6 protein-coding genes and 1 riboswitch are annotated in these 6,868 nt (G+C 30.0%); of the genes, 3 read left to right on the top strand and 3 right to left on the bottom strand.

The features are described from left to right. Positions 1-92: 92 nt before the first annotated feature. Positions 93-815, top strand: coding sequence for an N-acetylmuramoyl-L-alanine amidase CwlD (gene cwlD, locus Q326_RS0108560; RefSeq protein ID WP_026895009.1), 723 nt, complete (start codon positions 93-95; stop codon positions 813-815). A gap of 298 nt (positions 816-1,113) precedes the next feature. Then, positions 1,114-2,709, top strand: coding sequence for a cardiolipin synthase (cls, locus tag Q326_RS0108555; protein ID WP_026895008.1), 1,596 nt, complete (start codon positions 1,114-1,116; stop codon positions 2,707-2,709). On the opposite strand, the gene Q326_RS0108550 is transcribed toward cls, so the two are convergent. Further along, positions 2,710-3,924, bottom strand: coding sequence for a cation:proton antiporter (locus tag Q326_RS0108550; RefSeq protein WP_250160327.1), 1,215 nt, complete (start codon positions 3,922-3,924; stop codon positions 2,710-2,712). It lies immediately after the preceding gene. 26 nt (positions 3,925-3,950) lie between these two features. After that, a riboswitch (Fluoride riboswitch) is annotated at positions 3,951-4,016 on the bottom strand. 58 nt (positions 4,017-4,074) lie between these two features. Between Q326_RS0108550 and dcd the strand changes: the two genes are divergently transcribed. Continuing rightward, a complete protein-coding gene (gene dcd / locus Q326_RS0108545) occupies positions 4,075-4,599 on the top strand; it encodes a dCTP deaminase (protein ID WP_026895006.1) in 525 nt (174 codons plus the stop codon). A gap of 106 nt (positions 4,600-4,705) precedes the next feature. On the opposite strand, the gene Q326_RS0108540 is transcribed toward dcd, so the two are convergent. Together Q326_RS0108540 and Q326_RS0108535 are read right to left on the bottom strand one after the other, a co-directional pair. After that, positions 4,706-5,755: an FAD:protein FMN transferase gene (locus Q326_RS0108540; RefSeq protein WP_026895005.1), complete on the bottom strand. Its 1,050-nt coding sequence runs from the start codon at positions 5,753-5,755 to the stop codon at positions 4,706-4,708. 132 nt (positions 5,756-5,887) lie between these two features. Further along, positions 5,888-6,718 carry an FMN-binding protein gene (locus tag Q326_RS0108535; RefSeq protein WP_026895004.1) on the bottom strand — a complete coding sequence of 277 codons (831 nt, stop codon included), beginning with the start codon at positions 6,716-6,718 and terminating at the stop codon, positions 5,888-5,890. Between the last annotated feature and the right edge of the window lie 150 nt (positions 6,719-6,868).

The raw sequence follows: 6,868 nt of genomic DNA, 5'->3' as shown, positions 1-6,868 counted from the left end.
CAAGAGCCAAGAGCCAAGAGCCAAGAGCCAAGAGCCAAGAGCCAAGAGCCAAGAGCCAAGAGCCAAGAGCCAAGAGCCAAGGGGGTTATTATGTGAAAGTTTTTATAATGAAAAAAAGACATATGGTTTTAATTTTATTTTTATTGGTGATACTGATAGGGGCAGTCATATGTATTCGCAGAAGTAGGTTAAAGGTATCGGGGGTATATTTACCTGTTTCCAATAAGATTATAGCTATTGATCCTGGTCATGGAGGTTTTGATCCTGGAGCAATGGATAGAAAGGGAAATCAGGAAGATGATATAAATCTAGAAATTAGTTTGAAATTGAAAAAGTTAATTGAACAAAGTGGTGGAGTAGCTATAATTACTAGAATAGAGGACAAAGGATTAGATACAGAAAAGTCTAAGACATATAATCAAAAAAAGAATGAAGATTTGAGAAATAGGAGGATACTTATAAATGAAAGTGAACCACATATATTAATAAGTATACATTTAAATAGTTTTCCACAATCTAAATACTATGGAGCTCAAACTTTTTATAAAAAAGGGTGTGAAAAAAGTAAATATTTAGCGAAAATAATACAACAGGAATTAGTAAATGTATTAGATGAAAATAATAAGAGAAAGCCCCAATCTAGAGACAATATATATCTAATTAGAGAAACAGATGCACCAGCAGTTCTTATTGAATGTGGATTTTTATCTAATGAAAGAGAAGCTGAATTGTTAAATTCTTCTGAGTATCAAGACAAAGTTGCATGGGCCATATACATAGGGACTATAAGGTATTTCAATGAATATGTGGATTAAATGTTTTTTAATGTTGATAGTGTGTTAACTTTGTGTTAATAACCTGTATATTATTAATTAATATAGCTGTGGAAAATAATTATTTATGTAAATACTATGATAAAAACCTTATGAAATAAGGGAATGTGAATGTTTACATAAGTTATCCACTGTTAATTGTGGATAATGTGGATAAAAACAAAGAAATCCACAAAAACTATTATTCACTTAAGTCTGAAGGTATTATATAATATGTATTAATAGTATTACAAATTATAAAGAATATATAAATAACTTTGTTGGAAGAAAGGAATAGACTATGTTAAAAAACAAAAGGATAATAATTTGTTTGATAATAATACTTTTTCTATTGAATTGTGTTATAGCTTATAGTATTACATATGATAATATTTTCTCTAAAGATGAGGTGATAAAGGCAAAAGATAATAGTGATAATATACTAAAAGTTATATTAAAAAAGATTAGGGATTTTTTAGGTGTAATATTTACATTATATACAGTCTTTATAGCTATAGTTATTTTTATGGAAAATAATAATCCTGAAAAGACTATATCTTGGTTATTGGTACTATTTTTAGTTCCAGTACTGGGATTTATACTTTATTTATTTTTAGGTCAAAATATTAGAAAAAAAAATATATTTAAGAAAAAAGAAAATATTAGTGCGAAAACATTAGAAGATACAGCAGAGATTCAACTTCAAGCAGTAAAGGAAGATGAAGTATTTGCCAGTGATAAGGATATGATAAAACGAAGAATGATCAGTCTTATATTAAATAATTCCAAAGCCCCTGTTACTATTAATAATAAATGTAAAGTACTTACAAATGGAAAACAAAAATTTCAAGAGGTCATAGAAGAATTAAATAAAGCTAAAGACCATATACATTTAGAATATTTTATTATTAAAAATGATAATATAGGAAATAAGATAAAGGATATATTAATAAGAAAGGCCAAAGAAGGGGTCATTGTAAGGGTGATATATGATAGTGTTGGCAGTTGGAGGATTGGCAGAAAGTATATAAACGATTTAAAGGAAGCAGGTGTGCAGGTGGCACCGTTTTTAAAGGTTTTTTTGCCAGGATTAAGTAGAGAATTAAATTATAGAAACCATAGAAAAATAATTGTGATAGATGGTAAAATAGGATTTATAGGTGGAATAAATATTGGAGATGAGTATTTAGGTAGAGATAAAAAATTAGGATTTTGGAGAGATACCCATTTGAAGATAATGGGAGAATCAGTGTTTGAGCTTCAAATAATATTTATGAATGATTGGTATTTTTGTACTAAGGAAGATTTAGAGGATGTACGATACTTTCCTAAAATAGAATATTATGGGGAACAACTTATACAGATATCTCCTAGTGGTCCAGATACTAAATGGGATACTATAATGCAGGCATATTTTTCAGTTATAGCCAGTGCAAATGAAAAGGTATGGATAACTACTCCATATTTAGTACCTGACGATTCTATAAAGATGGCCTTAAAAACAGCAGCATTAAGTGGAATAGATGTGAGGATAATAATACCTGAAAAGGCTGATCATATAACTGCATACTGGGGTTCAAGGGCAAATATAGAGGAGTTGTTAAAGGCAGGAGTCAAGATATATAGTTATACTAAGGGATTTATTCATTCAAAGGTATTGGTGGTAGATAATCTCATAGCTTCTGTTGGGACTGCCAATATGGATATAAGAAGTTTTTTAATAAATTTTGAAGTGAATGCATTTTTATATGATGAGGATATAATAAATAGACTTGAAAAAGATTTTATAATGGATTTTAATGATAGTGAAGAAATAGTATTAGAGGACTACCTAAAGAGACCATTTACAAATAAAATTATGGAATCAGTAGGTAGAATACTATCTCCATTATTATAATTATGCCTTCAACCATTTTTGTCCTGATAATTTTATCCCCATAGCACCCAGTGGAGCTGTTATGATAATTGATAGGACTGCTATAGCTAATATTAAGTCACCAGATTGGACTCCAGCAGCTAAAGGTACAGCACCAATGGCAGCTTGGACGGTGGCCTTTGGGGTATATGCTATGACACAAAATAGCTTTTCTTTTAAATTGAAGTCTGTTCCTGTAATAGAAATCAACACCCCTATTGATCTAGCCAATAGCCCAATAAATATAATAAAGAGTCCCAATAATCCTGAATCCGCTGCTAAGTGTATATTGACTTGAGCCCCTACCAATACAAATAGTAGTAATTCTGCAAATACCCATATCTTATTTAATTTACTGGACAACCTATCAGCCACTATAGGATATCTTTCTAGTATTACAAATCCTATAGTCATTACGCCAAGGAGACTGGCAATGGGTATGAAATTCTTTAAGAATTCTTCTAAACTTGTAAATAAGATGGCAATGGCTATTAAAATAAGGGTTTTTTTAGTGTCTCTTATATGGAATTTTTTAAACATATACACTATTAATATACCAGCAATAGTTCCTAAAATTAGTCCTAATAATATAGATAATGGTATTTGTAAAATTTTAGTAAATACATTTATGTTTTTACCACCATATAGACCTAAAAATGTTGTAAATATTGTAATAGCAACTACATCATCAATGGATGCACCGGCTAATATTAAAGTGGGGATACCTTTTTTAGTCCCTAATTTTTGATCCAAAAGATTTAACATCTGTGGAACAACAACAGCTGGAGATACAGCTGCTATTATAAATCCAAGCATTCCAGCTTCCACTTTAGAGAGTTTGAATAGGTAAGATGCTAAAAAAGTTATAGTTAGCCCTTCTAATAATCCAGGTATGAAACTCATCTTTATAGCTGAGGGTCCAACTTTTTTCAAAGAATCTCTTTCTATACCTAATCCTGCTCTTAACAGAATAATAATCAATGCTATTGTGCGTAAATCAGAGGATATAAGTAGTATGTCTTTACTTAGAAAGTTTAGACCATAGGGACCAATAATAATACCAAGAAATAACATCCCTAAAAGTCCTGGTAATCGTAATTTGTTAAATAGTTTGTTAAAGGATAAACCTAGAATAATAATTGTTCCTAAACTTAGAGCCATTATATCAATCCTTTCTAATTTGTTATAAAAAAGCAAAAAACTCCTACTTAGATATACATTATACCCAAGTAGGAGTCATTAATTGCACATCGCAATATTTAAAGGCGAACTCCATCACCTATATACAATATTCTACTAATAAATATTAATTAAGTCAATAAAAAATATAGAAAGGAAGTACGTTCAATGATCTTATCAGGAAAAGAAATCAAAAAAAATTTAAACGATAATATAAAGATACAACCCTTTAATGAGAAACAATTAAATCCCAATAGTTATAATCTCACGCTCCACGATGAATTATTAGTATATGAAAATGATATATTGGATATGAAAAAAGAAAATAAAGCTAAACGTATTAAGATACCTAATGAAGGTATTATACTTCAGCCTGGAAAATTATATTTAGGTAGAACAGTTGAATATACCGAGACTGAGAGATTTGTACCTATGTTGGAAGGCAGGTCTTCTATAGGTAGATTGGGTCTATTTATACATGTTACTGCTGGTTTTGGGGATGTGGGATTTAGTGGATATTGGACTTTAGAAATATTTTGTGTACAACCTATAAAGATATATCCAAATGTGGAAATTTGTCAAATATACTATCATACTATAGAAGGGGATTACAATAAATATTGTAGTGGAAAATATCAAAATAATAAAGATATCCAACCTAGTATGTTATATAAGGACTTTAAAAGAGATTAATCTACATTTTTCCCGGGAAATATGCAATAAATTATGGGAAAATTAATAGTTAGTAGTTAATTGTAAATCCTTAAGGATTTACTTATTAAACTACTAACTATTTTATTTATTTTATAAGTTTGAATTCGTTATTTTCAATAGAAAAATTGTCTTTAAGACCTGAAGAAGTATAAACTTCTTTATCTTTAGTAATAAAAATGGCTTCAATATTGTTCAAAGACTCACATAAATCAAGTCCATCTTTTAATCCCAAAGAGAATAGACTGGTGGAAAGGGCATCGGCATCCATAGAATTTCCAGAAATTATGGATACACTGGCAAGATTATTATCAACAGGATAGCCAGTAAAGGGACTTAAAATATGATGGTATCTCTTTCCATCTTGTTCAAAAAACCTTTCATATATACCCGATGTAACGATAGCTTTATCTTCAACTTCTATTACACCTATAAAACTTCCACGGGGATTAAAGGGATCTTGAATGCCTATTCTCCAAGGAGTACCATCAATTTTATTTCCAAGGGCAAAAACATTTCCACCTAGATTTATAATGGCATGATTCACATCGTTTTCTTTTAAGATTTTAGAGACTTCATCGGCAGCATATCCTTTAGCTATGCCACCTAAATCTATGACCATTCCATCATTCTTAAGCATTACAGATTTATTTTTTTCGTCTAATAATATACTATTGTAATCAATTAGATTTAGTCTGTCTTGTATATCTATTTTATCAGGAACTTCAGCATTTTCTGTGCCGATATTCCATATTTTTACCAATGAACCTATGGATATATCAAAGTGACCAGATGACAGTTCAGAATAATATTTCCCCCTTTGTATTACCTTAAAAGTATCATCTGAAACAGGTATATATTCCTTGCCCGCATTCTGATTTATATTTATAATTTCGCTTTTGGGCATATTTATACTCATTTTTTTTTCTATTTCGTAGACTCTTTCTAGGGCCTTTTTAAAAATATCTTCAGAAGGATTATCATAAATCTTTATATTTATTTCTGTACCTAATGCAAAGGCATTTTTGGATTGGGTTTCTGTCAATTCATCGTTATCAGATGTATTACTACAGGCTGCTATATTAAACACTATAAAAACAAATAAGATTATTAATAAACAATTTTTTTTGTGATACATATTTACCTCCTTATATAATTATTGAGCTAAGAAATATTATAACATATATTAAACAATAAAAAAGGCTTAAGGGTGTGAAGCCCTCAAGCCTTAGTTTAATGTTTTTACAAAATACGGAATACAAACTACTAACTATTTATTATAAGGTACCCTTTGGTTTAATGCTTCATTTACAAGTGTTTTGAATCTAGAGACAGTACCAGTAGCACCTGTTATTGCATCAATGGATTCTACATCTTGTTTTTCTATTAAAGAGGCCTCTAGTTGAGCCATAGCATCTTTGGCAGAAATCCCAGATTTCTCAGCCATTGATTTATTATACTCTTCATCATCTTTCTTTAAGTTTCCATCTTTATCTATTTCGTTATATTCAACTTCTGTTATATTACCATCTTCAAAAGTTATAGATACTGAAGCCTTCCAGCCATGGTCATCAAAATCTTTTTCAGCTGCAGTATAGGTGTCATTCATAGGAAGAACTATTTCAGAAGTATCACCTGATTTAGCATTTTCTAATGCAGCTTGTACCATTTTAGTAAAGGACTCAGAGGAACCAGTAGCACCTGTAACGGTGTCTACATTTGCGATATCTTGTTTTTCTACTAATCGTTCATTCATTTCATTAAATGCTTCAGATGGTGTAATATCTGATTTGTTTTTCATAGCATTGGCATAGTTTTCATCTTCTGATTTCAAATTGCCTTCAGGGTTAATATAGTCCATTTTAGCTGATGAAATTTTTTCATCCTTGATAATAACTTCAAGAATAGGTCTCCATCCATGACTATCAACATGACTATAAGTAACATTGTAATTTCCATCAACATATGTTTCTTGATTTTCCGAGGTTTCTTGTTGTTCTTCATTTCCAGCATCAGTTGGTTCAGTTTCGTCAGAACCACAACCAGCCAGTAAAGACAACGACAGTACTAATATAAGCATTAAAGTAAATAATTTTCTCATTTAAATCCTCCTTTTAGAAACATTTTGTGAATAAATAAACAATAATTTTCAAAACACCAAAAATAAAATGTTATAATAAAAAACTTAACATATTGAATCATATTTGTCAAATACAATCGAAAAATGATTCAATATGTTAAGTTTTGTTGA

Origin of the sequence: Clostridiisalibacter paucivorans DSM 22131 (assembly GCF_000620125.1) — a bacterium.
GTDB classification, from domain to species: domain Bacteria; phylum Bacillota; class Clostridia; order Tissierellales; family Clostridiisalibacteraceae; genus Clostridiisalibacter; species Clostridiisalibacter paucivorans.
This window is presented reverse-complemented; position numbering and strand designations above follow the sequence as displayed.

What these genes read in the sequence shown, in the direction of transcription:
- Q326_RS0108535 (WP_026895004.1), bottom strand. Translation starts at nt 6,718, where the DNA reads ATGAGAAAATTATTTACTTTAATGCTTATATTAGTACTGTCGTTGTCT.
- cls (WP_026895008.1), top strand. Translation starts at nt 1,114, where the DNA reads ATGTTAAAAAACAAAAGGATAATAATTTGTTTGATAATAATACTTTTT.
- dcd (WP_026895006.1), top strand. Translation starts at nt 4,075, where the DNA reads ATGATCTTATCAGGAAAAGAAATCAAAAAAAATTTAAACGATAATATA.
- Q326_RS0108540 (WP_026895005.1), bottom strand. Translation starts at nt 5,755, where the DNA reads ATGTATCACAAAAAAAATTGTTTATTAATAATCTTATTTGTTTTTATA.